General features: G+C 71.6%; 23 protein-coding genes. 14 read left to right on the forward strand and 9 right to left on the reverse strand.

Translation table 11 applies throughout. From position 1 onward, the window contains the following. Entirely contained in the window at positions 1-963 is a 963-nt protein-coding gene (locus tag AC3WPZ_RS01305; protein ID WP_382156733.1) for a Gfo/Idh/MocA family oxidoreductase, read from the forward strand. Positions 964-985: 22 nt separating this feature from the next. Beyond that, positions 986-1,660: a class I SAM-dependent methyltransferase gene (locus tag AC3WPZ_RS01310; RefSeq protein WP_382320620.1), complete on the forward strand. Its 675-nt coding sequence runs from the start codon at positions 986-988 to the stop codon at positions 1,658-1,660. 16 nt (positions 1,661-1,676) lie between these two features. Here the strand turns inward: AC3WPZ_RS01310 and AC3WPZ_RS01315 are convergent, their stop codons facing one another. After that, the gene (locus AC3WPZ_RS01315; protein ID WP_444686901.1) at positions 1,677-2,501 is read right to left on the reverse strand and encodes a class I SAM-dependent methyltransferase; all 825 of its coding nucleotides are present in this window, start codon (positions 2,499-2,501) and stop codon (positions 1,677-1,679) included. 92 nt (positions 2,502-2,593) lie between these two features. On the opposite strand from AC3WPZ_RS01315, the gene AC3WPZ_RS01320 reads away from it, so the two are divergent. Beyond that, positions 2,594-3,568 carry a class I SAM-dependent methyltransferase gene (locus AC3WPZ_RS01320; RefSeq protein WP_492433705.1) on the forward strand — a complete coding sequence of 325 codons (975 nt, stop codon included), beginning with the start codon at positions 2,594-2,596 and terminating at the stop codon, positions 3,566-3,568. On the opposite strand, the gene AC3WPZ_RS01325 is transcribed toward AC3WPZ_RS01320, so the two are convergent. The 5 genes from AC3WPZ_RS01325 to AC3WPZ_RS01345 form a co-directional block, all read right to left on the reverse strand. Further along, positions 3,513-4,364: a class I SAM-dependent methyltransferase gene (locus AC3WPZ_RS01325; RefSeq protein ID WP_444686899.1), complete on the reverse strand. Its 852-nt coding sequence runs from the start codon at positions 4,362-4,364 to the stop codon at positions 3,513-3,515. The genes AC3WPZ_RS01320 and AC3WPZ_RS01325 overlap by 56 nt on opposite strands. After that, positions 4,361-9,559: a glycosyltransferase gene (locus AC3WPZ_RS01330; protein ID WP_492437828.1), complete on the reverse strand. Its 5,199-nt coding sequence runs from the start codon at positions 9,557-9,559 to the stop codon at positions 4,361-4,363. The genes AC3WPZ_RS01325 and AC3WPZ_RS01330 overlap by 4 nt, the downstream gene beginning before the upstream one ends. 4 nt (positions 9,560-9,563) lie before the next feature. Continuing rightward, positions 9,564-11,405 (reverse strand): glycosyltransferase, encoded by a 1,842-nt coding sequence (locus AC3WPZ_RS01335; protein ID WP_382320611.1) that lies wholly within the window; start codon positions 11,403-11,405, stop codon positions 9,564-9,566. Between the two features lie 81 nt (positions 11,406-11,486). Further along, complete coding sequence (locus AC3WPZ_RS01340; protein WP_492437831.1) at positions 11,487-12,341, reverse strand: FecR family protein; 855 nt, start codon at positions 12,339-12,341, stop codon at positions 11,487-11,489. Positions 12,342-12,396: 55 nt separating this feature from the next. Further along, complete coding sequence (locus AC3WPZ_RS01345) at positions 12,397-13,770, reverse strand: surface lipoprotein assembly modifier (RefSeq protein WP_492437833.1); 1,374 nt, start codon at positions 13,768-13,770, stop codon at positions 12,397-12,399. A 153-nt stretch (positions 13,771-13,923) separates the two neighbouring features. On the opposite strand from AC3WPZ_RS01345, the gene AC3WPZ_RS01350 reads away from it, so the two are divergent. From AC3WPZ_RS01350 to AC3WPZ_RS01370, 5 genes are read left to right on the forward strand one after another with little or no spacing between them, the layout of a single operon-like run. Further along, positions 13,924-14,856 carry a WcbI family polysaccharide biosynthesis putative acetyltransferase gene (locus tag AC3WPZ_RS01350; protein WP_492437835.1) on the forward strand — a complete coding sequence of 311 codons (933 nt, stop codon included), beginning with the start codon at positions 13,924-13,926 and terminating at the stop codon, positions 14,854-14,856. A 10-nt stretch (positions 14,857-14,866) separates the two neighbouring features. Next, on the forward strand, positions 14,867-16,042 hold the full coding sequence (locus AC3WPZ_RS01355) for a thiolase family protein (RefSeq protein WP_492437837.1): 1,176 nt from the start codon (positions 14,867-14,869) through the stop codon (positions 16,040-16,042). Between the two features lie 60 nt (positions 16,043-16,102). After that, positions 16,103-16,324, forward strand: a complete 222-nt coding sequence (locus tag AC3WPZ_RS01360) for an acyl carrier protein (protein WP_444584409.1) — start codon at positions 16,103-16,105, stop codon at positions 16,322-16,324. Continuing rightward, positions 16,317-18,116 carry an HAD-IIIC family phosphatase gene (locus tag AC3WPZ_RS01365; protein WP_492437839.1) on the forward strand — a complete coding sequence of 600 codons (1,800 nt, stop codon included), beginning with the start codon at positions 16,317-16,319 and terminating at the stop codon, positions 18,114-18,116. The genes AC3WPZ_RS01360 and AC3WPZ_RS01365 overlap by 8 nt, the downstream gene beginning before the upstream one ends. A 26-nt stretch (positions 18,117-18,142) precedes the next feature. Then, positions 18,143-19,141 (forward strand): aldo/keto reductase, encoded by a 999-nt coding sequence (locus AC3WPZ_RS01370; RefSeq protein ID WP_444686892.1) that lies wholly within the window; start codon positions 18,143-18,145, stop codon positions 19,139-19,141. A gap of 22 nt (positions 19,142-19,163) precedes the next feature. Here AC3WPZ_RS01370 and AC3WPZ_RS01375 read toward each other — a convergent pair whose 3' ends face one another. The 3 genes from AC3WPZ_RS01375 to uraD are packed head-to-tail and all read right to left on the reverse strand — an operon-like array spanning position 19,164 to position 21,099. Continuing rightward, positions 19,164-19,532: a hydroxyisourate hydrolase gene (locus AC3WPZ_RS01375; protein WP_492437841.1), complete on the reverse strand. Its 369-nt coding sequence runs from the start codon at positions 19,530-19,532 to the stop codon at positions 19,164-19,166. A 5-nt stretch (positions 19,533-19,537) separates the two neighbouring features. Beyond that, entirely contained in the window at positions 19,538-20,515 is a 978-nt protein-coding gene (locus AC3WPZ_RS01380; protein WP_382320597.1) for a Bug family tripartite tricarboxylate transporter substrate binding protein, read from the reverse strand. After that, complete coding sequence (gene uraD, locus AC3WPZ_RS01385; protein ID WP_382320595.1) at positions 20,512-21,099, reverse strand: 2-oxo-4-hydroxy-4-carboxy-5-ureidoimidazoline decarboxylase; 588 nt, start codon at positions 21,097-21,099, stop codon at positions 20,512-20,514. The genes AC3WPZ_RS01380 and uraD overlap by 4 nt, the downstream gene beginning before the upstream one ends. A gap of 77 nt (positions 21,100-21,176) precedes the next feature. On the opposite strand from uraD, the gene AC3WPZ_RS01390 reads away from it, so the two are divergent. From AC3WPZ_RS01390 to AC3WPZ_RS01415, 6 genes are all read left to right on the forward strand, one after another. Continuing rightward, positions 21,177-22,148, forward strand: a complete 972-nt coding sequence (locus tag AC3WPZ_RS01390) for a LysR family transcriptional regulator (protein WP_382156769.1) — start codon at positions 21,177-21,179, stop codon at positions 22,146-22,148. Between the two features lie 69 nt (positions 22,149-22,217). Next, positions 22,218-22,688, forward strand: a complete 471-nt coding sequence (locus AC3WPZ_RS01395; RefSeq protein ID WP_382320594.1) for a Spy/CpxP family protein refolding chaperone — start codon at positions 22,218-22,220, stop codon at positions 22,686-22,688. A gap of 14 nt (positions 22,689-22,702) precedes the next feature. Beyond that, a complete protein-coding gene (locus AC3WPZ_RS01400; RefSeq protein ID WP_291118856.1) occupies positions 22,703-22,999 on the forward strand; it encodes a hypothetical protein in 297 nt (98 codons plus the stop codon). 9 nt (positions 23,000-23,008) lie between these two features. After that, a complete protein-coding gene (locus tag AC3WPZ_RS01405; RefSeq protein WP_382156773.1) occupies positions 23,009-23,716 on the forward strand; it encodes a response regulator transcription factor in 708 nt (235 codons plus the stop codon). Beyond that, the gene (locus tag AC3WPZ_RS01410) at positions 23,713-25,101 is read left to right on the forward strand and encodes a sensor histidine kinase (protein WP_444686891.1); all 1,389 of its coding nucleotides are present in this window, start codon (positions 23,713-23,715) and stop codon (positions 25,099-25,101) included. The genes AC3WPZ_RS01405 and AC3WPZ_RS01410 overlap by 4 nt, the downstream gene beginning before the upstream one ends. Further along, on the forward strand, positions 25,098-25,514 hold the full coding sequence (locus AC3WPZ_RS01415) for a PPC domain-containing DNA-binding protein (RefSeq protein WP_444686890.1): 417 nt from the start codon (positions 25,098-25,100) through the stop codon (positions 25,512-25,514). Before AC3WPZ_RS01410 ends, AC3WPZ_RS01415 begins: the two co-directional genes overlap by 4 nt. Positions 25,515-25,542 lie beyond the last annotated feature (28 nt).

Genomic DNA, 25,542 nt, shown 5'->3' on the forward strand with positions numbered 1-25,542 from the left:
ATGAGCAAAACCATCAAAGTCGCCCTCGCGGGCGCTGGCGCCTTCGGCGTCAAGCACCTGGACGGCATCAAGAACATCGACGGCGTCGAGGTCATCTCGCTGGTCGGCCGCGAGCTGGACAAGACGAAGGAAGTGGCCGCCAAGTACGGCATCGGCCACGTCACCACCGAGCTGTCCGAATCGCTCGCGCTCAAGGAGCTGGACGCCGTCATCCTGTGCACGCCCACGCAGATGCACGCCGAGCAGACCCTGGCCTGCCTGAACGCCGGCAAGCACGTGCAGGTGGAGATTCCGCTGGCCGACAGCCTCGCGGGCGCGCAGGCCGTGGTGGAGCTGCAGAAGAAGACCGGCCTGGTCGCCATGTGCGGCCACACGCGCCGCTTCAACCCCAGCCACCAGTACGTGCACAACCAGATCCAGGCCGGCAAGTTCAACATCCAGCAGATGGATGTGCAGACCTATTTCTTCCGCCGCACCAACACCAACGCGCTGGGCCAGGCGCGCAGCTGGACCGACCACCTGCTGTGGCACCACGCCGCGCACACGGTGGACCTGTTCGCCTACCAGGCCAACAGCCCCATCGTGCAGGCCAACGCCGTGCAGGGCCCGATCCACCCGACGCTGGGCATCGCCATGGACATGAGCATCCAGCTCAAGGCCGCCAACGGCGCGATCTGCACGCTGTCGCTCTCGTTCAACAACGACGGCCCGCTGGGCACCTACTTCCGCTACATCGGCGACACCGCGACCTACCTCGCGCGCTACGACGACCTGTTCAACGGCAAGGAAGAGCAGATCGACGTGTCCAAAGTGGCCGTGAGCATGAACGGCATCGAGCTGCAGGACCGCGAGTTCTTCGCCGCGATCAAGGAAGGCCGCGAGCCCAATTCGAGCGTGGGCCGGGTGTTCGCCTGCTACCAGGTGCTGCACCAGCTCGAGCAGCAGCTCAACGCGGCCGGCTGAGCCGGCGCGCCGATCGGCCCAGATGCACCCCAGCGCCTTCGACCACGGTCGCCTGTTCTTCGACACCTACCTCGATCCGCAGGCCGCACCCACCGTGCTCGACATCGGGGCGCAGGACGTGAACGGTTCGCTGCGCTCGCTGGCACCGGCGGCCAGCCGCTACATCGGCGTGGACTTCGCGCCCGGGCGCGGGGTGGACGTGGTGCTCGACGACCCGTACCACCTGCCGTTCGCCGACGGGAGCATCGACGCCGTGGTCAGCAGCTCCTGCTTCGAGCACATCGAGCTGTTCTGGCTGAGCTTCAACGAGGTGCTGCGGGTGCTCAAGCCCGAGGGCCTGTTCTACCTCAACGCGCCCTCCAACGGCGACTTCCACCGCTACCCGGTGGACTGCTGGCGCTTCTACCCCGACGCCGGCGGCGCGCTCGTGCGCTGGGGCGTTCGCTCGGGCCACCGCCCGGCCCTGCTGGAGTCGTTCACCGCCTACCAGCAGCTCGACGTGTGGAGCGACTTCGTGGCGGTGTTCGTGAAGGACGAGGCCTGCGTTGAGCGCCACCCCGCGCGCATGCTCGATCGGGTGGGGCGCTACATGAACGGTCGCCGCCACGGCGTGCAGGGCATCCTGTGCCCGCAGGACCACACGGAAGAGGGCGCGCGCCTGCGCCGCCTGACCGGCCACCCCCAGGGCCTGGGCTGAGCCCTGGCGCGGCGGCTCAGGCGGTCTTGCGCAGCCACAGGCTGCCGCCGGTGTTGCGCAGGCAGGCCGGCATGTGCGCGGCGAAGAAATCGCGGTGGAAGTGGGCCATGTAGGTGTTCATCAGCAGCACCTCGAAGGCGCTGTTGTACTGAAGGAAGGCCCGGACCATGTAGGCCTCGTTCCAGACCCGGCCTTCGTAGATCCATTCCTTCGGGTACTCGAAGGGGTAGAAGACGTCGTGCAGGTGGATCACCACGCCCGGGGCCAGCGCCGGAAGGATCTCGAACAGCAGGCGGTTGACGTCGCTGCCGATCTTGCCGACGTGCGTGGAGTCGATGAACAGCACGTCGTTCTCGCGCAGCTGGGTGAACACCGCCAGGTCCACCTCCTGCAGCGCCTGGGCGAGCACGGTCGTGGTGGCCAGGTCTTCGGGCCGCAGCAGCGACTGCAGCAGCTGCGGGTAGGGGTCGATGAAGGTGGTGTGCATCGACGGGTCCAGGAAGTACTGCCGGGTGTCCAGCGTGACGCACGACGAGTGGCCCGACCCCACCTCCACCAGGCGCGCGGGCCGCAGGGTGCGCAGCATGCAATGCAGCATGATCGCGTCGGAGTAGCTGTAGGCCGGGTTCAGGTAGTGGTAGCGCAGCCCGGGCCGGGGCTCGTCGCCGAAGGGGATGTCGGGGTAGAGCGCCGCGAAGCCGTGCAGCAGCGCCAGCTGTTCGGGCTCGCGCAGGTCGATGCCGGGCAGGGTGGCGGGCGGCGCGCCGAACAACCGGGCCTCGTGGCGCCGAACCTCGTCCAGATCGGGCAAGGGCGAGTAGTAGTGGCCGGGCGGAAACATGGTGGGGGCGGTCTCGGGTGCGGTGGCGGTCGGGCGGACAAATTCTATCGAGCACACTAGGCGGGTCCGCATCCTCTTTTCACGCCCCAGCGATGTCCCCTGCGACCCCTTCCAACCCCGCCGACCCCGGCGCTGCCGCCCAGCTCGACGCCGTCTGGGGCGACCCGGCCACCTGGACCGAACACGGCCTGCACTGGACCCACCTGCCGGCGGTGAAGGCCCGCATCGCCGAGATGGTCTCGGGCGACGCGGGCATCCACCCGCTGGAGTGGTTCTTCCGCCAGGTGGCCGCCGAGCGGCCCCTGCCGCTGCGGCGGATCCTGGTGCTGGCCTGCGGCGCGGGGTATGTGGAGCGCGAGGCGGTGTCCCGGGGCTGGGCCGCCTCGGCGGTGGCGATCGATCTCTCGTCCCAGGTGCTGGCGCGCGCGCGCGCGCAGGCCCAGGCCGAGGGGCTGGCCATCGAGTACCACCATGCCGACATGAACCGCCTGCCCCTGGGGCAGGCGCCTTTCCTGCCCGGGACCTTCGACGCCGTGCTGGGCGTGGCCGGCGTGCACCACGGCAGCGACCTCGAGCGCCTGTACGCGGACGTGGCCGCGCTGCTGGTGCCCGGCGGCTGGTTCTTTCTCGACGAGTACGTGGGCCCGGACCGCTTCCAATGGCCGCAGGCGCAAGAGCGCCACCTCAACACCTTGCTGGACCTGTTGCCGCCGCGCCTGCGCATGACGACCGACGGCCGGCTCAAGGGCAACGCGCGCCGCCCGAGCGTGCAGGAGGTGATCGCGGTGGACGCCAGCGAAGCGGTGCGCTCGTCCGAGCTGCTGCCGCTGCTGCCGGGCCATTTCGAGGTGCAGGCCGTGCGCCCCTACGGCGGCTCGATGCTGCACCTGGTGCTGGGGAGCATCGCGCAGAACTTCGCGCCGGCGGCCGAGGCGCCTTATCTGAATGCCTTGATGGAGGCCGAGGACGAGCTGATCCGCGCGGGGCAGATCGGGCACGACTTCGCCTGCGTCATCGCGCGTCCGCGGCCTGCCGCAGCCAGCGCCGCACCGCCTCCGGATCGTTGAGACCCAGGGCCAGCACGCGCGAGGGCGCATGCAGCGCGGCGTCGGGCGGCAGCCGGGCATAACTCTCGCGGATCGCGGCCCGCCGTTCGCTCAAGCGGGTGTTCGACGGGTCGAGCCCGGTCACCACGGTGAGTCCCGAGGGCGCGGTGGGCAGCGTGACGATGCGCAGATCGGGCCGCAGGGCGCGCAGGCAGGGCACGATCTTCCAGCCGTCGCCCGTGTGGAAACCGGTGAGGTGTTCGCGGCCGGCGGTCTCGGCGGTCAGCGGCACGGTGTCGTGCAGCAGCAGCACCGCGCCCGGCGCGGCCAGGCGCTCGGCACCGATGACGTCGTCGAGCACGGTGTCGAAGCGGTGATCGCCGTCGATGAAGGCGAGGTCGAAGCCGGTGTCGGCGAGGCCGCTGTCCGCTGGCACGGCGGCGAAGAAGTCGGCGCTGGTGCGGCGGTAGAGCCGCGCCGGCCCCGCGCAGCGGCTCAGGGGATCGCCCTTGGGCGCGGGGTCGACGCCGATCACCCGCGTGTCCGGCCCCGCCAGGGCCAGCGTGTGGCCATGCTCCACGCCCAGCTCGAGGTAGATCCGCGGCTTCAGCTGTTGGTGGAACCAGGCGAGCCAGTGGCGGTAGTCCGGCCCGGGCCAGCGCAGGCGGGCCAGGGTCACGTGCACGCCAGGCAGGTTGGGCTCCAGCGCGAGGGCGTCCCACAGCACGGCTTCGGCCGCATCGGTCGCGCCCTCGGCGCTCAGGCGGCGCCAGCGGCGCAGGGCCGAGGTCTCCAGCGGATGCACGGGGGCGCTCACGCGGCGCCTTCCAGCACCTGCCGCAACAGCTGCCCGAAGCGCTGCGGGGCGTAACGTTCGGCGCACTGCTGCCACGCGGCCTGCTGTTGCCGTGTCCACAGGCCGTCGTCGCGCAGCAGGCGCGCGATGCCGTCGGCGAAGCTGCGCGCGTCGCGGCCGGCCTGGATGTCGAGGCCTTCGCGCCAGCCGAGCTGGCGCACCAGCAGCGCCGAGGCGGCGACCGGGATGCCCTGCGCGGCGGCCTCGATCACCTTCGCCGGCACACCGCCGGCGAAGCGCACCGGCGCGATGAAGACCCGCGCGCCGTCGTACAGCGGCTCCAGCGCCTCGCGCGGGCCCAGCACCTGCACATCGTCACGGGCCAGCGCCATGATCCGGGCCGAACGGTTGATGCCCACGACGGAGAGCACCGGTGGCCGGGGCAACTGCGCGCGCAGCAGCGGCATGACCTGTTCGATGAACCACACCAGCCCGTCTTCGTTGGGTGTGTCGGGGTGCAGCGCGCCCACGAACAACAGGCCGCTGCGCCCGGCCGGCCCGGGCGCGTCGCGGCGCACGGCCATGCCGTGGCTCAACAGCGTGACGCGGTGGCCGGCCGCGCGAAAACACTCGGCGTCGCGCCGCGACACCACCAGCACGTCGCTGGCGCCGCGCGCCAGGGCGATCTCGCGCGCCAGATGCGCCTGCGCCGCCGCACGCGACATCGGCTTGCCGCGCACGCCGGCCTCGGCGATCTCGCGCAGCGCGAACAGCGCTTCGGCGTCGTAAACCAGGCGCATGCCGGCGAAGAGTTCCGGCCGGCGCGCGCGCAAGGGCTGCAGGGCCCGCAGGTTGGGCGGGCGGCTGACCAGCAGCACGTCGTACACGCCGCGCCGGCGCTCGAGGAAGTCCTCGAGCCGCGCCAGGCCGTGGTGCAGCACCACCTCGACGCTGGACGGCACCGAGGCGTGCACCTCGCGCCAGTCGTCGTCGGTCTGCCACAGCGGGAAGAAGCTCACCGGCCAGTCGCGCAGGGCCTGCAGCATGAGGCGCGCGCGCGGCAGCCCGCCGCCCTTGACCATGTGCGGCACCTCGTTGTCGATGATGAGCACGCGCGGGCGGCGCGGCTGGTCTTCGGGCGAGCGCCAGCGGTCGCCGTCGAGCCGGGGCGCCATGGGGTAGGGGCGGTCCTGCAGCCAGTCGGCGTAGCGCGCCTGGAAGCGCGCGCGGTTCTCGCGCATGCGGTGGCCGGCTTCGTCGCCGGGGGCGCTGCCCCATTCCACGTGTTCCACCAGCACGCCGGGCTCGACCACCACGCGAAAGCCGGCGCGCCACACGCGCAGGCAGAAGTCGGCGTCCTCGTAGTAGGCCGGGACGAAGGCTTCGTCGAAGCCGCCGAGCATGCGCCACAGCGGCGCCGGCACGGCCAGGAACACGCCGGAGACGTAGTCGGTGGCGCGGCTGGTCATGGCTGCGGGGCAGAAGGCGTCTTCGTCGCGCCCGATGCCGTGCGCGTTGCCGTCGCGGAAGATGAGGTTGCCCACCTCCTGCAGCCCGCCCGCGCTGAGCACGATGCGCCCGCCCAGCGCGCCGACGGCGGGGTCGGCGTCGAGCCGGTCGCGCGCGGCCCGCAAGGCGCCCTGCTGCACGATGGCGTCGTTGTTGAGGAACACCAGGTGGCGCCCGCGCGCCAGGGCCGCGCCCTGGTTGGCGGCCAGCAGGAAACCGGTGTTGTCGGCGTTGATCACGGTCCGCGCGCCCGACACGCGCGCGAGCAGCTGGGCCGTTTCGTCGCTGGAGGCGTTGTCGATGACGATGGTCTCGAAGGACAGGCCGCGCTGGTCGGCCAGGGCCTGCAGCGTGCGCCGCGTCAGCCCGGCCTGGTTGTAGAGCACCACGACGACGGAAAGGTCGGGCACGCTGTCCGGGGCGGGTTCGGGCAGGGCGATGCGGCTGCCGGGCTTGTCGAGCCAGACCTGCAGCGCGTGGCGGGCCTGGGCGCGCAAGCGGGTCTTGGGGTCGGCGGCGAACAGGCCCGGGTCGGCGCCGGCCACGGCCTGCGCGCACAGGGCTTCGATCTGGCGGGCCACGCGCCGGCCGTCGGTCAGCGGCGCGTCGAGCAGGCGCGCGCGCAGCGTGGCGCGGTGCTGCGCCAGGGCCGCCGCGTCCCCGGCCAGCGCCGCGGCGATGTGAACGAAGTGCTCGGGCGTGTCGGCCACCCAGGCCTGCAGGCCGAGGGCGTCCAGGATGGCATGGCCCTGGCGCGCGCCGGCGCGGTCGCCGCTGAGCGTGACGACGGGCACGCCCATCCAGAGCGGGTCCAGCAGGCTGAGGCCACCGTTGCCGGGAAAGCTGTCGAGCACCAGGTCGATCTGCTGGAACCACAGCAGCAGGTCTTCGTAGGAGCGCGGCGGGTCGAAGCTCACGCGCTCGGCGGCCACGCCGTGGGCGTGCAGGGTGGTGAGGATGCGCGCGCGCTGCGGCCAATCGGCGGCGACCTGGCCGACGAAGCGCAGGCGCGAGCCGGGTCGGGCCACCAGGCAGTGCGCCCAGGTCCGCAGGCTGGCGCCGTTGAGCCGCAGGCCGCGCGCGACCACGCCGAAGGTCACGGCGCCGGTGCGCTGCACGGGCGGCGGCAGCGGCGGCGGGGCGTGCGTGGGCGGGTCCCAGCACCATTGGCCGCCGTCCAGCCGCCACAGCGCTTCTTCGTGCGCCGCCTCGTGGGCGGCGGGCACGGTCGCGGCGTCGCAGAGCAGGGCGTCGAACAGGCCGCCGGCCGGGCCCCAGCAGCCCAGCCAGCCGACCTGCAGCGGCGCCAGCCGCCGTGCCAGGGCTTGCAGCACCTCGAACTGGCCCTCGAACGGGTGCAGGCCGCCGGCGTCGATGACGACGTCGACGCGGTTGGCGGCGCAGGCGCGCGCCAGCTCGGGCGGGTCCAGCGGTTCCTGGTGGATGTGGGCGGGCAGGCCGGCCATGGGCCGGTGCGCGAAGAGGAAGACCTCGGCGGCCAGGGGATCGTGGCCGGCGAGCACGCGGCGCAGCAGGCGCTCATGCAGCTGGCCGGCGATGTAGGCGATGCGGGGGCGCGCGCCCGGTCGGCGCGGCAGGTCGGGGCGTTGCCAGGTGTGCAGGCCCGAGCGCAGCTTGAGATCGCGGAACACGTGCCGCGCGGCCTCGGCCAGGCGGTCGCGCGTGGCATCGGCACAGAGCGACTGGGTGTAGAGCGCGGCGCTGGCGAGCCAGGGGTCTTGCGGGAAGTCGTGCGCGGCGGCCTGCGCCAGCCGCAGCAGGGCGTCGTGGCCGTGGCGGGCCGTGCCTTCGGCGATCGCTGCCCGGTAGGCGGCGCGGCGGTCGGCGTGCGGCACCAGGGCCAGCGCGGCGGGCGCACCGCCGGCGCCCAGGCTGTGCAGGCGCAGCAGGGCGCGAACGGCCTCGGCACCGCGCTCGCGCTCGACGATCAGCTCGCGGCACAGGGCCACCGCGCGCGCCAGGTCGTCGGCGGTCGATGTCGGGTCTTCGCCCAGCAGACGCGCCCGCAGCAGCCGCGCCTCTGCATCGTCAGGGTGCAGGGTCTGCAGCCGGTCGATCGCCTGCAGACCCTGCGCGAACGCGCCGCCCCGCAAGCAGGCTTCGGCCAGCTCGCGCAGCGGCACGGCGGGGTCGGCGGCGCGTTCGCTGGCGTGCAGAAAGGCCAGGCGGGCCGCGCCGAAGCGTTGCGCGTCGAGCAGGATCCAGCCGAGCTGGCGCAGGCTGTCGACGCGCTCGGGTTGCAGCAGCAGGGCGGTCTCGATGGCGCTCTGGGCTTCGTCCAGCCGCTGTTGCCGGTAGCGCACCTGGGCCAGCGCGCGCCAGGCCTGCACGCTGGCCGGGTCCTGGGCCACGGCGGCCTGCGCTTGCAGGGCGGCGGGGGCCAGGTCGCCGGCGGCGGCGAACACGAACGCCGCCTGCACCCGGGCCAGGAGCTCGTCGGGCCGGTGCCGCAGCAACTCGCGCACGGCGCCGCTGGCGGTGGCCAGGTCGCCCTGGTCCTTGGCGATCCAGCCCAGCAGGCGCAGCACCTCGGCCTCGTCGCCGCCGGCGCGCGCGGCCCGCGCGAGCGCGCGCCGCGCCAGCACCCAGCGGTGCCGCCGCGCGTGCACCTGCGCCAGCACCAGCCAGGCGCCGGCGTGGCGCGGGTGGGCGCGCAAGCCCTGCAGCAACTGGCGCCGCGCGGCCTCGACGCGCCCGAGATCGAGCTGCACGCGGGCCATCAGCGACTGCGCGGGCAGGCAGTCCGGCCGGCTGGCCAGGACTTGCATCAACAGCCATTCGGCGTCCACTGGGTGCTGCCACGCGACCTGGATCTGCGCACGCCGCAGCAGCGCGTCCCAGCGGCTCATGTCGCGCTGCTGGACTTCGTTGAAGCTGCGGTCGGCCGCCTTCAGGTCGCCCGCGCGCTGCTGCAGGGCGCCGAGCAGGTGCCAGGCGGCGGCCTGATCGGGAAAGGCGTCGACCTGGCGGCGCGCCACGTCGACGGCGCGGTCCAGGTGGCCGTGCTCGCACTCCCAGTCCACCAGGGCGGTCAGGAGTTCGGGCTCGTCGGGGTGGCGCGCGAGCCCGTCGGCCAGGCAGTCGGCGGCGCGCGCGGCCTGTCCCAGCGCCACCAGGCATTGCGCGCGGTGCAGGTGCAGGCGCACCTGTTCGGCCGCGTTCCAGGGGTAGGCCGCGACGGCTTCTTCGTACAGGGCCAGCGCGTCTTCGAATTCGCCCGCCTTCTGGTGCAGCCAACCCACCTGCAGCAGCCGGCCCGGCAGGCGCGCGCCCTGCAGCGCGCGTTCGGCCCAGGCGCGCGCCTCGGGCAGTTCGTCCAGGTCGTGCAGCAGCCAGGCCAGGGCGAAGGCGGTCTCGTGCAGCGATTCGTCGAGCAGGCAGGCCATGCGCAGGGACGCGGCGGCCTGCGCCGGTTCGCCCTGCCGCTGGCGCAGCAGGCCCAGGCAGGCGTGCAGGGGGGCGTGATCGGGCGTGCGCTCGCACGCGGCGAGCAGCACGTCTTCGGCCGCCACCAGATGGCCGGCGTGCGTCAGGAAGTGGCCGAGCGCGGCGGCGGCCTGCGGCGTCGGCTCGTCGGCGTGGGCCTGCAGCGCCAGGTGCAAGGCCGTGTCGAGGTGGCCGGCACGGAAGGCCTGCCAGGCCTCGCCGAGCAGGTCGTCGGTGCCGGCGTGGGGGTCCGTGCTCAAGGGGTCACACCTCGGGCCGTTCGCCGACCACGGTGAACAGCGGCACCATGCGGTCCATCGAGGGCTGCCGCTGGTGGTGCACGCTGACCCGCACCTCGGTGAAGCCCAGCAGGCCCAGCGCGGAGACGATGAACTGCGGCGTGAACTGCCACCAGGTGTCCACCTGATCCACACCTCGGTGCGGTTGCAGTTCGGCCAGCGCCCGCGGGCCGAGCGTGGCGTCGTACAGGTCCGTCACGATCAGGGTGCGGCGCGTGCGCCGGGCCACGCTCTGCAGCATGTCGAAGGGGCGGCGGCAGTGCAGCAGCACGGCGGCGAGCAGACCGATGTCGAACGGGCCGCAGTCCTCGGGCAGGGCGTAGGGGTCGCCCTCGACCATGCGCACGCGCGAATGGCGCTGCTGGTGCACGTACCAGAACGAATTGCGCACGCCTTCGATGTTGCGGGTGAAGGTCTTGCGCCACTTCGGGGTGTCGAAGCCCTCGAACGGCACCACGTCCCACAGGTGCGACATGGGCGGCTCCAGGCAGGTGACCTCGGCCCCGGCGGCCTCCATGTGGAAGGACAGGAAGCCGCTGGCCGGCCCGATCTCGATCACCGAGCGGCCCGCGAAGTCCACCTCGCCCAGGTACTGGGCGGTGGCCGGGCGCAGGTCCCAGTCACCGCTGACTTCCTCGCCATCGGCCAGGTTGTACGAGTGATAGAACAGGCAGTCTTCGCGGCGCGGCTGGCGCGGCGGAACCTCGCGCCAGGCGGCTGCGCCGGCCGGGGTCGGTGGCACGGTGTCCTGGGCCGGCACGGGCTCGCGCCCGGCCGTCTGCGCGGCGTGCACTTGCAGCAGGCCCAGCAGCCGGGCCACGGTGGTGGTGGTGCCGGCGACATGCGCCGCGCCCAGGCGCCGCGCGGCGTCGCGCTCGGCGGTGGCGAAGGGGTCGTACAGGCGGCGCAGCGCGGCGGCCCAGTCTTCCAGCGGTGCGTGCGGTTCCAGCACCATGCCGCCGCCACCCACCAGTTGCGGCAGGGCGCCGCGGCGGCTGGCCAGCACCGGCAGGCCGTTGAGCTGGGCCTCGACCACGGTGCGGCCGAACGACTCTTCCCACACCGAGGGCATCAACAGCACGCGCGCCTGGCCGAACACCTCGTGCATGGCCGCGCTCGGGCCGCGCCATTGAATGTTGCCCAGCTGGGCCGCGCGGGCCTGGCAGTGCGCGCGCCAGTGCGGGTCGAGGTGCCAGCTCTCCATCACGAGGAAGGGCAGTTCGGGGCAGGCCATCGCCAGCTCGAACATCCGCTCCACGCCCTTGATGGGCGTGGGGTTGACGAACAGCACCTTGTCGCCGGTGCGCGCTGCAAGGTAGTCCTGCGGCGAGACCACCGGTGGGATCACCGCGCAATCGAGGCCGTAGAGGGCGTGCCAGCGCTGCGCCGTGAAGTCCGAGTTGGCCAGGTAGAGCAGCGAAGGGTCGGCCACGAGGTGGCCGCCGAGCTGGCTGGTCTCGACGTTGTGCAGGTACACGGCGGTGGGCCGCCCGGTGTCCAGGCTGGCCAGCACCAGGGGCGCCAGGGTGGTGCCGCTCTGCACGACGATCACGTCGGCGTCGAAGCGGGCCGCGGCGGCGGGCAGGGCCTGCACCGGCCGGGGCGAACGCAGCACCGGGTAGCCCAGGTGCCCGTCCTGTGTGAGGGACGCCTCCGTGTCACCGGCGGCGGCCGTCGCCTGGCCACAGAGCACGGCGGCCTCGGCCCCCATGGCGCGGATCGCCAGGCACAGGTCGTGGGTGGTGGTCTGCAGGCCGCCGACGATGTCGGGCAGGTGCGGGTAGGTGGAGACGAACAGGACGCGCATGGTGGCGGATCAATGCAAAAAGAACGGCGGCTGCGCCAAGGCGAGCCGCCGGTCTGTGGAAGGGGCGCGGCCGTTCCTCGGTCAGGACTGGTTTTGAACCTGACCGGTGCCCAACAGATTTCGCAGCATGTTGGATGGATTGGCGCCGGTGACGCTGTCGACCACGCTTTTCAGGCGGTCGTTGGCGAGGGTCGAGCCAGGGCCGTTCGCGCCGCCCGGCGTGTTGCCGGTGCTGATCAGCTGGCCTGGAGGGGCCGGCGCCGGGTTCGAGGCCGTATTGCCCGCAGGAGGGCGGCTCTCCAGCCGCTGCAACATGTTGTTGAGTTCGGCAACGGGGAGGCGTTGCGGGGATGTCGGCGGGTCGTTGATGGTGAGCGCGCTGCCGAAGCCGGCCCGGGTCACGGTCTGGGTGTTGCCCTTGTTGTCGGTCAGGGTCATTCCCTGGCCGAACAGGAAGATGCCCGACGTTCTGGCGCCATCGGTTTCGGCGATGGTGATGCCGCCCAGGATCTCGATCTTGCCGTGCGCCGTCGCGATCGTGGTCGCGGTGTTCTTGCTGATCTGGCCGCCCACCACGCGCACCAGGCCCTTGACCAGGCCCAGGCGGATCCGGCCTTGTTTGGTGCCCGGGTCGAAGGTGAATTCGTCGATGGTGAGTTCCGCATCCGGGCCCAGGGTCAGGGCCGACTGGTCCATGAACAGCACATGCATCGAGCCGCCGGCATCGGTGCGCAGGCGCTGGCCCGGCACGACGCTGCTGCCCACCACCATCAGCTCGTTGTTGCCGGTGACCTTGCCGCCGGGGGCGACAGCCGTCACCACGCCGGTGCGGCCGTCGCCACCCGCGGCCGTGGGGCTCTGGGCCAGGGTCGCGGGCACGGTGGCGGTCGACAGTGCGGCGGCAAGCCACCAGTCCTTGGAAATCGGCGGGGTCATTTCGGGGTCCTCGGGAATGCGGTCGAAGGGGTGTGTGCGGGGCCGTGCATCGGCATCAGAAGCGGTAGCCGGCCGCCAGGTACAGCGAGGTGTTCTTGCTCTCGTTGTTGGGCAGGTTGGCGTTGGTCTTCATGTGCTCCAGCTGCACCAGCAGCGACCAGGCGTCCGACAGCGGAACGGTCTGGCCGACGCCGATGCGCCATTCGGTGTCGCGGCGCGCGGTGTTCGCATCGACCGCCGGATCGGCCGCGTCGTAGCTGCGGCGCTGCACCCCGCCCCAGACCGAGGTGCTCCACAAGCCGCCGCTCTTGAGCGGGCTGGCGTAGCTGCGCACGTAGGTCACGCGGACTTCCTGGGCATCGTGGTCGAGATAGCTCCGCTTCGTGCGTTGCCAGCGGGTGCGCAGCTCGCCGCTGAGCACGTGGCCGGGCGCGAGTTCGCGCGTCAGGCGCACGCGCAGCAGGTTGCTGGGGCCGCTGAGCTCGTCCGCGGCGGGCACGTCGATGCGGGTGGCGTAGTCGTTGTAGCGGTACTCGAAGCCGCCGTCGATGAAGGTGCGGTCGTTGAGGCTGTAGGCGGCGTCCAGGCCCGCGCCGTGGTTGCTCAGGTAGCGGTGGCCCTGCGCGACCAGCCCGGCGGCGACCAGGTAGGGCCGGATCGTCAATGACGGCGCGCCGGCGGGCGAGGGCTTGAAGCGCACGCCCGAGGTGACTTCGATCAGCCCCAGGTTGTACGGGTCGGTCTGGTTGGCCTGGAGCGTGCTGCCCGACGACGAGCTGAACTTGACCATCTGCGCCGTCAGCGAGCTGACGATGGCCGCTTCGTTCTGCAGGCCCAGGTCGTATTGGTGGTCCAGCCGCAGGGTGGCCTGGATGTCGGTGTCGCTCTCGGGGCGGTTGGGGTTGTTCACCAGCGCGCCGCCCGCCAGCAGGTTGGCGCTGTCGCTGCGCACGGTGGGGTTGCTCTGGGCCCGCAGGCCCAACACCACCTGCCCGTCCAGGCGCGAGACCTGGGTGCGCTTGCCGATGTCCTTGAGCAAGGCCTCGGCCTGGCTGCGCTGAGTGGGGTCCAGGCGCGGGTCTTCGATGGCGCGGCGCAGCAGGCCGGCGGCCATGTCGTAGGAGCCGAGCCGGTAATACAGCACGCCCAGATCGAGTCGCACCGAGGCCGGTGCGTTCGGGTCCAGCAGCTGGCGCTCGATCGCGGCGATCGCGCCTTCGTAGTTGCCTGACTGCGCCAGCAACTGGGCGTAGCGGGTGGTGGCCGCGGCATCGCCGGGCGAGCGCATCGATTGGCGGAAGGCCTCGTCGACCTGCCGTTCCAGCGGTGGGTTGCTGGGTGCCTGAGCCCAGGCGGCGGTGCAGAAAAGGCTCCAGGTGGCAAGCGCCACGGCAGAAGAACGCAGTGGTCGGGTGTCCGGCACACGCATGGGGTCAGGCTCCTGGGATGGGGATGGGCGGTGAAAGCGCGTTTGATAATACACACTGTGATGTCTTGTAACGTGTTGAATTGGCCGCTTTGATGCGCGATTGACACGCTTGCTCATCACAATTTGCCTCGACTTGCTGCTTTCTTATTAATAGTGCCCGCCGACGACAACGCCCCTGATGCCGCGCAACGTTCGCCCCACGCCATGGTCTTCGGGAGCCACAGCGCGCGAGCGCGCACGGTGCTGGTCTACGGCAACTGTCAGGCCCCGTACCTGGCTCAGATGCTCGCGTCGCTCGACGACCTGAACGGCGACTACCGTTTCGTGGTCGCGCTCAACCACGCGCTGCCGGGCGATGCGCTCGCGCCGGCCATTCCCGACGAGGACCTGAAGGACGTGGTGCTGCTGCTGCGCCAGTTCGAGGACCAGCAGGACAACCCGGCCCTGACCGCGCTGACCTCGCGCCTGCCGGCCCACTGCCCGGTGATCCGCTACCCCAGCTTCGCCCTGCTCAGCGCCTGGCCCTTCGAATGCCCGGAGCCGCGTGTGCATCACGACCCGGCCTACACGCTGTGGAAGCGTTACCCGCTGGGCGACATGCTGGGCTTGCGGATCGCACAGTCGGGGCTCACCGGGCCGATGGCGGTGGCGGCGTACATGGACCTGTCCGAGCGCAAGATGCCCGACCTGCGGGTGCGCCTGCAGCGCGACATCGACCGCATGCGCCACTACGACGCCCACAGCGACGTGCGGCTGACCGACTACGTGCTGGACCGTTTCCGCGACGAGCACCTGTTCTGGACCAGCGGTCACATGTCCGCGCCCGCCATGGCCGAGCTGACGCGCCGCGTGGCCGAGCGCGCGCGGCCGGTGCTCGGCGGCAGCGCCGCGCGGGCCGAGGCCTGCCTGGCCGCCGCATCGCACGACGGCGGCATGGGGGTCCATCAAAACCCCATCCATCCCCTGGTCGCCGAGGCCTTGGAGCTGCGCTTCTGGCACACCGACTTCGCCTACCGCTGGCACACGCAGCAATGGACCTACTATGAGTACATCCAGCGCTACATCGAATACGACACCAGTTGGTGAGGACCGTCGCATGAACCTTGACTCGGTGGTGATCACAGCCGCGGCGCGCACGCCGATCGGCGCTTTCCAGGGCGTGTTCAAGGACGTGCCCGCGACCGCCCTCGGCGTGAGCGCGATGCAGGCCGTGCTCACGCAGGGCGGTGGGGCGGCGGCGGACATCGACGAGGTGTTCTTCGGCCACGTGGTGGTGGCCGGCCTGGGCCAGGTGCCGGTGCGCCAGGCCGCGCTGCGCGCGGGGCTGGCGCCCGAGGTGCCATGCACGGCCATCTCCAAGGTCTGCGGCTCCAGCCTGCAGGCGGTGATGCTGGTGCACGACCTGCTGCGGGCGGGCACGGTGTCGACCGCACTGGTCGGCGGCATGGAGAACATGAGCCGCGCGCCGATGCTGCTCGGGCGCGAGCGCGGCGCGCACCTCGCCGGCCTGCTCGACCACCTGATGTTCGACGTGATGCAGGACGCCTGCACCGGCGCGACACCGATCGGCCTGAGCCATTTCGTCGATGCCACCGCCGCGGAACTGTGCCTGACGCGCGCCCTGCAGGAGGCCCAGGCGCTGAGCTCGCTCGAGCGCGCGCGGGCGGCGCAAGACAGCGGCGCGTTCGAGCGCGAGACCGTGCCGGTGACGCTGGCTGACGGCCGTGTGGTCGAGCGCGATGAACCGGTGCAAAACGTCCTGCCGGCGAAGTTCGCCGAACTCAAACCCTTGAGCGGCCCGGGCGGCACGGCCACGGCCGCCACGGCCTCGCCCCTGTCGGACGGCGCCGCGGCCCTGGTGATGACCGTGCAATCGCGGGCGCGCGAGCGCGGCTGGCCGGTGCGCGCGCTGGTGCGCGGGCACGCCTCGCACGCACAGGCACCGGCACAGTTCAGCACCGCGCCCGTGGGCGCGGTGCGCAAGCTGCTGGACAAAACCGGCTGGCCGATCGACACGGTCGAGCTGTGGGAGATCGGTGAGGGCTTCACCGTCGGCCTGCTGGCGGTGTGCCGGGCGCTGGGCGTGCCGCTGGCGCGCGTGAACGTGCACGGCGGCGCCTGCGCGCTCGGCCACCCCGTGGGCGCCACCGGCGCGCGCATGCTCGTCACGCTGCTGCACGCGATGGAGCGGCGGGGCGCGCGGCGAGGCATCGCCACGCTCTGCATGGGCGGCGGCGAGGCCCTGGCGGTGGCGCTGGAAATGCCCTCGTGAGAGCCCCACGCCTCCCTATACTGGCGCGCTGCCTTTCAACGCCTTTCGAGAAAACCGCCCATGCCTGAAGTCCGCGCCCTGATCGCCTCGGTGCTGCAGATCCCTGCCGATGCCCTCCACGACGACGACGGCGCCGAGACGGTCGAGTCCTGGGACAGCCTCAAGACCGTCATGCTCGCCAGCATGATCGAGATCACCTACGACATCACGCTCGACAACAGCGACATCGAGCGGCTGACCAGCGTGAGCGCGGTGCGCAAGGTCATCGCCCGCCATGTCTAGCTGGGCGGGCATTCGCGAGCGCCTGGCCGTGGCCCGGCCGCCGCTGCCCGAGCTGATGGCCTGCGCGACGGACATCGCCAAGCTCGCGGCCGAGGCCGCCGCTTCGGGCGGTGCCGTGCGGCGTGTCGCGCTGGCCGCCGACCTCACGCCCGACCTGCTGCGCCAGGCCATCGCCTGTGCCATCGCCCAGGAGGGCGAACTGGCGCTGGTGCAGGCCGCCCCCTATGGCGCGATGCGCCAGGCATGCCTCGATGGGGGTTCGGCCCTGCACGCTTTCGAGCCCGAGGTGGTGGTGCTGGTGCCCGACTGGCGCCAGGCCCTCGAACCCCTGCCGCTGGACGCCGATGCCGACGCGGTCGCGGCCGACACCGCGCGGCAGGTGCAAGGCTTCGAAGCGATCTGGGCCGCGCTGGAAGCGCGCGGCTGCCGCATCGTGCAGCACCTGTTCGTGCCGCCCGCGCCGTTGTGGCGCGGGGTGGCCGACCGCCGTTCTCCCGCGTCGGACACGCGCCGCGTGCAGGCCCTCAACGAGGCGCTGATAGACGCCGGCGCGGGCCGCGTGACCTGGCTGGAAGCCGACCGGCTCGCGGCCGGCGTGGGCCTGGCCGCGTGGTCGGCGCCGCGCTTCTTCCACGCCGGCAAGCTCGGCTTCGATCCGCGCTTCCTGCCGGACTACCTGCCCTGGTTCCGTGGCGCCTGGCGGGCCACCACGGGCCGCACTCGCAAGCTGCTGGTGCTGGACCTGGACGACACCCTGTGGGGCGGCACCATCGGCGACGACGGCCTCGGCGGCATCGCCCTGGGGCCGACCCATGGCGGCAAGGGCGAGGCCTTCGCCGCCTGGCAGCGGCACCTGGCGGGCCTGTCGCGGCGCGGCGTGGTGCTCGCGGTCTGCAGCAAGAACGCCCCCGAGATCGCCGCCACCGGCTTCGAGCACGCCGACAGCGCCCTGCGCCGCGAGGACTTCGCTGCCTTCGTCTGCAGCTGGGGCGACAAAGCCACCGGCCTGCGGCGCATCGCGCAGGAACTCAACCTCGGGCTGGACGCCGCCGTGTTCGTCGACGACAACCCGGCCGAGCGCGCGCTGGTGCAGCAGCTGCTGCCCGAGGTGGCGGTGGTGGACATCGGCGCCGATCCGGCGCAGTTCATCGAGCGCCTGGAGGCCGGGCACTGGTTCGACCAGCAGGCCTACACCGAGGTGGACCAGGGGCGCAGCGCCGCCTACGCCGCGCTGCGCCAGGCGCGCGCGGTGCAGACCTCGTCGGCCGACATCGGCAGCTACCTCGCGGGCCTGGCGATGCAGGGCCGCGCCGGGCCCGCGCGCGCGCAGGACCTGCCCCGGCTGGCGCAGATGGAACTCAAGACCAACCAGTTCAATCTCACCACGCGGCGCTACACCCAGGCGCAGCTCGCGGCGCAGATGCAGCAGCCCGACCGGCTGGTGCTGGCCTTCCACCTGAAGGACCGCTTTGGCGATCACGGCCTCGTCGGCTCGCTGCTCGCGGTGCGCGAAGCGCAGGCGCTGCGCATCGACAGCTGGCTGCTGAGCTGCCGCGTCTTCTCGCGCGGGGCCGAGGCCTTCATCCTGCGCGCGCTGGTCCTGTGGGCCCGCGAGCAGGGCGCGTCGGCCCTGGTGGGCGAATACCTGGCCAGCGCGCGAAACGCCGTGGTGGCCGACCTGTATGCGAAGCTGGGCTTCGCGCCTTGGTCCGCCGATGGGCGGCTGTGGCGGCGAGACCTGGCCGCGCCCCTCGATGACCTGACCTCGTCCATCGCCGAGGCCAGTCCCTGAAACCCGTTTTGAGAAAGAAACCCGCCATGAACCAACGCCAACTGGGCCCCTTCAGCGTCAGCGCCATCGGCCTGGGCTGCATGAACATCTGCCACGCCTACGGCGCGCCGGTGTCGAAAGAACAGGCCGAGCGCGTGCTGCTCACCGCCTTCGACGAAGGCGTGACGCACTTCGACACCGCGGCGCTCTATGGCTTCGGCGCCAGCGAAACGCATGTGGGCCATGTGCTCGCGAAGCACCGCCAGAAGTTCACGCTGGCCAGCAAGGGCGGCATGGCCGGTGTGCAGTTCGACGACGGCGTGAAGCGCGTGATCGACGGCCGGCCCGAGGCCATCCGCAGGAACTGCGAAGACAGCCTGCGCCGCCTCAAGACCGACGTGATCGACCTCTACTACCTGCACCGCTGGGACAAGCAGGTGCCGGTGGAGGACAGCGTGGGCGCGATGAGCGACCTGGTGCGCGCGGGCAAGGTGCGCGCGCTGGGCCTGTCCGAGGTGTCGGCCGCCACCCTCCGCAAGGCGCAGGCGGTGCACCCCATCACCGCGGTGCAGACCGAGTACTCGCTGTGGACGCGCAACCCCGAGATCGCGGTGCTCGACACCTGCCGCGAGTTCGGCATCGCCTTCGTGGCCTTCAGCCCGGTGGCGCGCGGCTTCCTGTGCGGCCCCGACCTGGACGTGAGCGCCTTCGACGCCAAGGACATCCGCCGCGCCATGCCGCGCTTCGCGCCCGAGCACTTCGCCGCCAACCTCAAGCTGCTGCCCGCCTACCGCGCGATCGCGAACGACGTGGGCTGCACGCCGGCCCAGCTCGCGCTGGCCTGGCTGCTGCACCAGGGGCCGGACGTGCTGCCCATCCCCGGCACCTCGCGCGAAGACCACCTGCGCGACAACCTGGGCGCGGTGGACGTGGCGCTGGACGCGGCCACGCTGGCCCGGCTGGACGAACTCATCAACCAGCGCACGGTGAGCGGCAGCCGCTACAACGAGCAGTCGAACCGCGAAGTCGACACCGAAACGTATTGAACCTGAGTCGCGCGACGGCGTTTCAGGCGCCGCCGCGAAAGAGCGAGAAGCCCCAGGCCGTGAACTTGAACGGCAGGTGGTAGTGCTGCGAGGTGTCGGCGATGTGGAAGCGGTAGGGCACCGTTTCCAGGAACGCCGGCTCGGGCACGGGGGTGCCCTGGTCGCGGTAGAAGTCGCCCACCGCGAAGCGCACCTCGTAGCCGCCGGCGGTGATGGCTTCGCTCATCAGCACCGGGTGCTGCAGCAGACCGTTGGCGCCCACGCGGCCTTCGGCGAGCACCGTGCCGTGCGGCAGGCCGTCCGGCCCCAGCCGCACCACGGTCACCTGCAGGCCGACGGCGACGCGGCCACTGGCCACGTCCACACAATGAATGGAGAGTCCACCGTTCATGGCGTTCAATTCAACCGTGCGCCGGACGCTTTGACCGCGGGCGCCCATTCGTTCACCTGGTCGGTGACGAATCGGGTGAACTGCGCGGCGCTCATGGGCTCCGACTCCACCCCCAGGTCGCTCAGTCGCCTGGCCACGTCGGGCCGCGCCACGACGTCGGTCACCGCCTTGTTGACCTTGTCGACCACGTCCGCCGGCGTGCCGGCGGGCCCGGAGATGCCGAGGAAGTTCTCTGCCACCAGCTTGGGGTAACCCGCTTCACCCACCGTGGGCACGGTGGGCGACATGGGCGCGCGGGCGCGCGACGTGACCGCGATGCCGACCAGCTTGCCCTCCTTCATGAAAGGCACGTTCTGCGTCAGCGTGTCCACCGCGAATTGCAGGGAGCCGCCGAGCAGGTCGTTGTGCATGGGAGAAGAACCCTTGTACGGCACGTGTTCCATCTTCAGTTGGTACTGCTGCTTGAACATCTCGCCCACGATGTGGCCGATGGAGCCGACGCCACCCGAGCCGTAGTTGACGGGTTTGGCCTGCGCGTTGATCCACTTCACCAGCTCGGGCATGGTCTTGGCGGGCACCGAAGGATGCACCACGAACACATTGGGCACCGAGCCGATGTAGGCGATGTGCGTGAAACCCTTCACCGGGTCGTAGGGCGCCTTGTCCATCATGAAGGGCGAGATGCTCATGGGCGCGGTGTTGGACAGCAGCAGCGTGTAGCCGTCGGGCGCGGCGCGCGCCACCTCGTTGGCGCCGATGGTGCTGCCCGCGCCGGGCTTGTTCTCCACGATCACGGTCTGGCCCAGCTTCTCCTGCAGGCCGGGCTGCAGCAGGCGCGCCACGATGTCCGACGAGCCGCCGGGCGAGAAGGTCACGATGATCCGGATCGGCTTCTGTTGCGGCCAGGCCTGTGCGTGGACCAGCGGCGAGGCCAGCATCGACAAGGCACTGACGGCCAGAAGAAGGCGGCGTGGGGTGTTCATGACGGGGTTCCTGCGAGGGTGTTGACGGACGGGGAGGACGGAGGGGAGGGCTCGGGTGACACGGTCTGCGCCAGCCGTCCGCGCATGACTTCGCAGACCTGTTGCAGGGCGTTTCGGCGCTCGGTGCGCGCGTCGTTCGCCAGGCGCGCTTCACCGGCCTGCAGCACCGTGGCCAGCGAGCCGTGCAGCCGCAGCGCGACGATGAAGGGAAAGCCGAAGCGCTCGCGGTAGCGCCGGTTGAGCGATTCGATGCGCTGCACGGTGGCGGCGTCCAGCGCCAGCAGGCGCAGGCGGCCTTGTTCGCTCTGCGAATCCGCCGTCATGGTGCCGGCCCGCGCCTCCTGGCCGGCGAGTTCCGGATGGCTGCGCAGCAGGGCCAGCTGGCGGGCCTCGTCGGCGCCATGGATCACCCGCGACAAGCTGTCGTACAGCGACGCCCAGTCGGCGAACGGGCGGGCGGCCCAGGCCTCTCGGGCGACCCAGGGCGAATGCTCGACCACCGGCCCCAGGCGCGCGCAGAAAGTGGCTTCGTCCAGGGAGGCCAGGGCATGCCAGGCCAGGGGTGAGAGTGTCGGGGTGTTCATGCGGTCGCAGTTTGCGGCGCCATTGCATTGCTGTCCATCGCATAATTGGGCATGTTGCATTCGAATTTTCAGTACGCATGAGTTCACTGAACCAGCTTCTGCATCCGAAGGCCCTGCGCTACCTGGCGGCTGTCGCGCAGCTCGGTTCGGTGCAGGCGGCCGCGCGCGAGGTGTCCATTTCCGCCTCCGCGATCGACCGCCACATCCTGCTGATGGAAGAAGACCTCGGGCTGCCGCTGTTCGAGCGCCAGCCGCGCGGCATGCGGTTGACGGCCGCGGGCGAACTGCTGCTGGCGCTCTCGCAGCGATGGAAGACCGACCTCAACCGCACGCTGTCCGACATCAAGCACCTGCAGGGCGTGAGCCAGGGCCAGCTGCGCCTGGCCGCGATGGACAGCCACGTCAACGGCTTCCTGCCCGAGTTCGTGGCGGTGGTGGCGCGGGAACACCCGGGCATCGTGCTGGAGGTGGACATCGTCAGCACCGACGACGCCGTGCAGCGCCTGCGCGCGGGCGAGGTCGATCTGGCGGTGGCCTTCAACCTCAAGCCCGGGCGCGACCTGCACATCGTGGCCAGCGCCGAGCTGCCGCTGGGCTGCGTGGTGGCGCCGGGCCATCCGCTGGCCGCGCAGGCCCAGGTGACGTTCAAGGACGTGGCGGCCTGGCCGATGGCCGCGCAAAGCCGGGTGCTGGCGATCCGCCGCTACCTGGAGCGGCGCCACAACTGGCTGCTGGAGGAAGCCCGGCCACCGCTGGTGACGAACTCGCTGCAGCTCGTCAAGAGCCTGGTGCGCAGCGGCAGCCACGTGGCGCTCACCTCCGAGCTCGATGCCGGTCCCGAGATCCTCGCGGGCAGTCTGTGCTTCGTGCCCCTCAAGGACAAGAGTGCCCAGCCGCAGACCGTGGGCGTGGCGATCAGCGCGAGCCGCTCGCTGCCGCGCATCGCGCGCATGGTCGCCGAGCGCCTGGGCGCGCATGTGAACGACTACCTGGCCCAGGTGCGTGCGGCCGGCGTCGATACAAAACGAAAAAAACCGAAACTGCGCTGAGACCCCGAGGCGCACCGCTGCCGGCACCATGGCGGTCATGTTCAACAGTCCCTTTGAAAGGACACCGTCATGAAACCCTGGATCAAGCGCTCGCTCATGGCCTTCACCGGCATCTCCATCGCCATCGGCGGCCTGGCCGCCTGCGGCACGCGCGGTCACCACGAGCGCGCGCCCATGAGCGCCGAGAAGATCGCCGAAGTGCGCGGCAAGGTGGTCAACCGCATCACGAGCAAGCTCGACCTCAACGCCGAACAGCAGCAGAAGCTCAACGTGCTGGCCGACAAGGTGCAGGCCCAGCGCACGGCCCTGATCGGCCAGACCACGAACCCGCGCGGCGAGATGCAGGCGCTGATCGCCGGCGAGAAGTTCGACCGCGCCCGCGCGCTGAACCTGCTCGACGAGAAGACCCGCGTGGTGCAGGTCAGCAGCCCCGAGGTGATCAACGCCCTGGCCGACTTCTACGACAGCCTGAGCCCGACGCAACAGGCCGAGGTGCGCGAGCGCATGGGCAAGCGCCGCGGCTGGTTCTCGCGCGGCTGAGCGGGGTGAACCCCATGTCGCCCGTGCTGCAACCGATCGCCCAGCGCCTGCGCGACCACGGTCCGGCGCTGCTGGCCGGGGTGGACGACCCGCACGACGAGCTGCTGGCCCTGGTGTGGGGCCCGCGCTTCGACCGCGAGCACGCGCTGGGGCTGTGGGCGCGGCTCTCGCGCCGCCAGCCGAACGACGCCGTGCCCGCGCTGCCGGCCATCCTCTCGGTGGCCGACCGTTTCGACGGGCTGGACCGTGGCGCGCAGCAACGGCTTCGCCGCCTCATCGTGCGCCACCGCAGCCTGACGGGCGCAATGTGACAATGCCGCATGCACCGCGTTCTGCTCATTGACGACGACGAACAGCTCGGCCCGCCGCTGGCGACCTACTTCCAGCGCTTCGAGCTGGCGCTGGCGCACGCGCTGCGGCCCAGCGAGGGCTTGGCGCGCCTGCGCGCCGAAGCCTTCGACGCCGCCATCCTCGACGTGATGCTGCCCGAGATGGACGGCTTCGAACTCTGCCGCACCATCCGCAAGGAAAGCGACATTCCCATCGTGATGCTCACCGCGCGCGGCGACGTGATGGACCGCGTGGTCGGCCTCGAACTCGGCGCCGACGCCTACCTGCCCAAGCCCTTCGAGCCGCGCGAGCTGGTGGCGCACATCCAGACCGTGCTGCGGCGCCGCCATGGCGGCAACGGCCCGCCGGCCGCGCCCGCCAGCGCGGTGGAGCCCGGCACCCTGGTGTTCGACGGCCTCACCATCGACCCGACGCGCCGCAGCGTGCTGCGCGAGGGCCAGGCGGTGGAGCTCACCAGCACCGAGTTCGACCTGCTGCACCTGCTCGCGCGCGAGGCCGGGCGCGTGCTCAGCCGCGACGACATCCTCAACCAACTGCGCGGCCACGAGGCCGACCTCTACACGCGCGCGGTCGACATCGTGGTGAGCCGCCTGCGCAAGAAGCTCGAGCCGCTGGACTGCATCAAGACCCTGCGCAACGCGGGCTACTCGCTGGCGCTGCGCCGCATCGCGCCATGACCCAGGCGCTGCCCTGGTACCGCCGGGCTTTCCTGGCCTTGCGCTGCTCCCTCAAGCTGCGCATGGTGATGGTGTTCCTGCTGCTGGCCATGGCCATGTCGTTCACCTTCATCAGCGGGGCGCAGAAGGCTTTTTCGGTCGGCTGGCGCGAGGCCGCGCGCCCGGTGCTCATGGACTATGTGGACCGCCTGACGGCCGATGTGGCCGCTGGCGGCAGCCCCAGCATCGAGCGCGCGCAAGCCCTCACGCAGCGCCTGCCGCTCACCATCGACATCGTCGGCCCGCGGGTCAACTGGCGTTCGCACCCCGACCAGCAGCGCCCGCACTGGCTGCGCGAGCGGGCCCGGGACCGGGGCGCGGACGACGACGCCGGCTGGGGCGACGACAAGGACTGGCAACAGCTGCTGCAACGCACCACGGCCGATGGCCACCGCCTGGAATTCGGCCTGAACGAAGCGGTGTTCGACCGCCGGCCCAAAATCGTGGGCTACACGCTGGTGGCCTTGCTCATCCTCACGCTGCTCGCCTTCCTGTACGTGCGCCGCCTGCTGCGACCGCTCGACGACATCCGGCAGGGCGCCCTGCGCTTCGGCGCGGGCCGGTTCGACCAGCCCATTCCTGTGCGCCACCCCCGGGGGCCCGACGAACTGGGCGAACTGGCCGCGACCATCAACACCATGGGCCAGGACATCCAGCAGATGCTCGACGCCCAGCGCTCCCTGCTGCTGGCTATCAGCCACGAGCTGCGCAGCCCGCTGACCCGCGCGCGGCTCAACACCGAGCTGCTGCCCGAGGGCGCCGACGTCGCCCCGCAGCGCGAGGCCCTGTTGCGCGACCTCAGCGAAATGGCCCGCCTCATCAGCGACCTGCTGGAAAGCGAGAGACTGGCCGGGCGCCACCAGGCGCTGAGCCGCGAGCCCACCGACCCGGCCGCGCTGGTGCGCGAGGTGATCGCCGAACTCGCCCGCACCCAGCCCGCCGCGCGCGGCATCGCGCTGCACGTCACCGGCGAGCCGGCCGAGTTGCCGCTGGACCGCATCCGCGTGCGCCTGCTGCTGCGCAACCTGCTGGACAACGCGCTGCGCCACAGCGCTGGCGCGCCGGTGCCCGTGACGCTGTATGTGCGCCCGCTGGCCACGGGGCCGGGCATCGAGCTGGAAGTGCGCGACCACGGCCCCGGCGTGCCCGAGGACCAGTTGGCTCACCTCGGCCAGCCCTTCTTCCGCCCCGACACCGCGCGCACGCGCAGCGCGGGCGGTGTGGGCCTGGGCCTGTACCTGTGCCGGCTGGTGGCGCAGGCGCATGGCGGCGGCCTGGTGGTGCGCAACGCGCAGCCCGGCCTGTCGGTGGTGGTGAGCCTGCCGCGCGTTGAGGCCACGCCGTGAAGACGTTTCCCGTCCGCCTCGGCCCCGGTCAGGACCTGCGCTCGGCGCTGGAGGCGGCGGTGCGCGAACAGGGCGGCCAGGCCGCGTTCGTGATCGCCGGCATCGGCAGCCTGAGCGATGCGCGCCTGCGCTTCGCGGGCGTGGACCAGGCGCAGACATTGGCCGGTGACAGCGAGATCCTGAGCCTGTCGGGCACGGTGGGGGTGGACGGTGAGGGCCGCAGTCACTCGCACCTGCACATGGCCGTGTCCACCGCCAGCGGTGCCGTGTTTGGCGGCCACGTGGTGCCGGGCTGCCGCGTGCGCACCACGGCCGAGGTGCTGCTGGGCCTGCTGCCCGAATGGCGTTTCTCGCGCGAGGCCGACCCGGCCACCGGCTTTCCGGAACTGGTGGTGCGGCCGCGCGACGCCTGAGGCGTGCGCCACCCAGAAAAAAGGGAGC

Source organism: Hydrogenophaga sp. FW305-3-2-15-A-LB1, from assembly GCF_058787875.1.

Excerpts from the sequence above, each read along its gene's own strand:
- AC3WPZ_RS01305 (WP_382156733.1), top strand. The coding sequence starts at position 1 with ATGAGCAAAACCATCAAAGTCGCCCTCGCGGGCGCTGGCGCCTTCGGC.
- AC3WPZ_RS01310 (WP_382320620.1), top strand. The coding sequence starts at position 986 with ATGCACCCCAGCGCCTTCGACCACGGTCGCCTGTTCTTCGACACCTAC.
- AC3WPZ_RS01315 (WP_444686901.1), bottom strand. The coding sequence starts at position 2,501 with ATGTTTCCGCCCGGCCACTACTACTCGCCCTTGCCCGATCTGGACGAG.
- AC3WPZ_RS01320 (WP_492433705.1), top strand. The coding sequence starts at position 2,594 with ATGTCCCCTGCGACCCCTTCCAACCCCGCCGACCCCGGCGCTGCCGCC.
- AC3WPZ_RS01335 (WP_382320611.1), bottom strand. The coding sequence starts at position 11,405 with ATGCGCGTCCTGTTCGTCTCCACCTACCCGCACCTGCCCGACATCGTC.
- AC3WPZ_RS01340 (WP_492437831.1), bottom strand. The coding sequence starts at position 12,341 with ATGACCCCGCCGATTTCCAAGGACTGGTGGCTTGCCGCCGCACTGTCG.
- AC3WPZ_RS01345 (WP_492437833.1), bottom strand. The coding sequence starts at position 13,770 with ATGCGTGTGCCGGACACCCGACCACTGCGTTCTTCTGCCGTGGCGCTT.
- AC3WPZ_RS01355 (WP_492437837.1), top strand. The coding sequence starts at position 14,867 with ATGAACCTTGACTCGGTGGTGATCACAGCCGCGGCGCGCACGCCGATC.
- AC3WPZ_RS01360 (WP_444584409.1), top strand. The coding sequence starts at position 16,103 with ATGCCTGAAGTCCGCGCCCTGATCGCCTCGGTGCTGCAGATCCCTGCC.
- AC3WPZ_RS01365 (WP_492437839.1), top strand. The coding sequence starts at position 16,317 with ATGTCTAGCTGGGCGGGCATTCGCGAGCGCCTGGCCGTGGCCCGGCCG.
- AC3WPZ_RS01370 (WP_444686892.1), top strand. The coding sequence starts at position 18,143 with ATGAACCAACGCCAACTGGGCCCCTTCAGCGTCAGCGCCATCGGCCTG.
- AC3WPZ_RS01375 (WP_492437841.1), bottom strand. The coding sequence starts at position 19,532 with ATGAACGGTGGACTCTCCATTCATTGTGTGGACGTGGCCAGTGGCCGC.
- AC3WPZ_RS01380 (WP_382320597.1), bottom strand. The coding sequence starts at position 20,515 with ATGAACACCCCACGCCGCCTTCTTCTGGCCGTCAGTGCCTTGTCGATG.
- uraD (WP_382320595.1), bottom strand. The coding sequence starts at position 21,099 with ATGAACACCCCGACACTCTCACCCCTGGCCTGGCATGCCCTGGCCTCC.
- AC3WPZ_RS01390 (WP_382156769.1), top strand. The coding sequence starts at position 21,177 with ATGAGTTCACTGAACCAGCTTCTGCATCCGAAGGCCCTGCGCTACCTG.
- AC3WPZ_RS01395 (WP_382320594.1), top strand. The coding sequence starts at position 22,218 with ATGAAACCCTGGATCAAGCGCTCGCTCATGGCCTTCACCGGCATCTCC.
- AC3WPZ_RS01400 (WP_291118856.1), top strand. The coding sequence starts at position 22,703 with ATGTCGCCCGTGCTGCAACCGATCGCCCAGCGCCTGCGCGACCACGGT.
- AC3WPZ_RS01405 (WP_382156773.1), top strand. The coding sequence starts at position 23,009 with ATGCACCGCGTTCTGCTCATTGACGACGACGAACAGCTCGGCCCGCCG.
- AC3WPZ_RS01410 (WP_444686891.1), top strand. The coding sequence starts at position 23,713 with ATGACCCAGGCGCTGCCCTGGTACCGCCGGGCTTTCCTGGCCTTGCGC.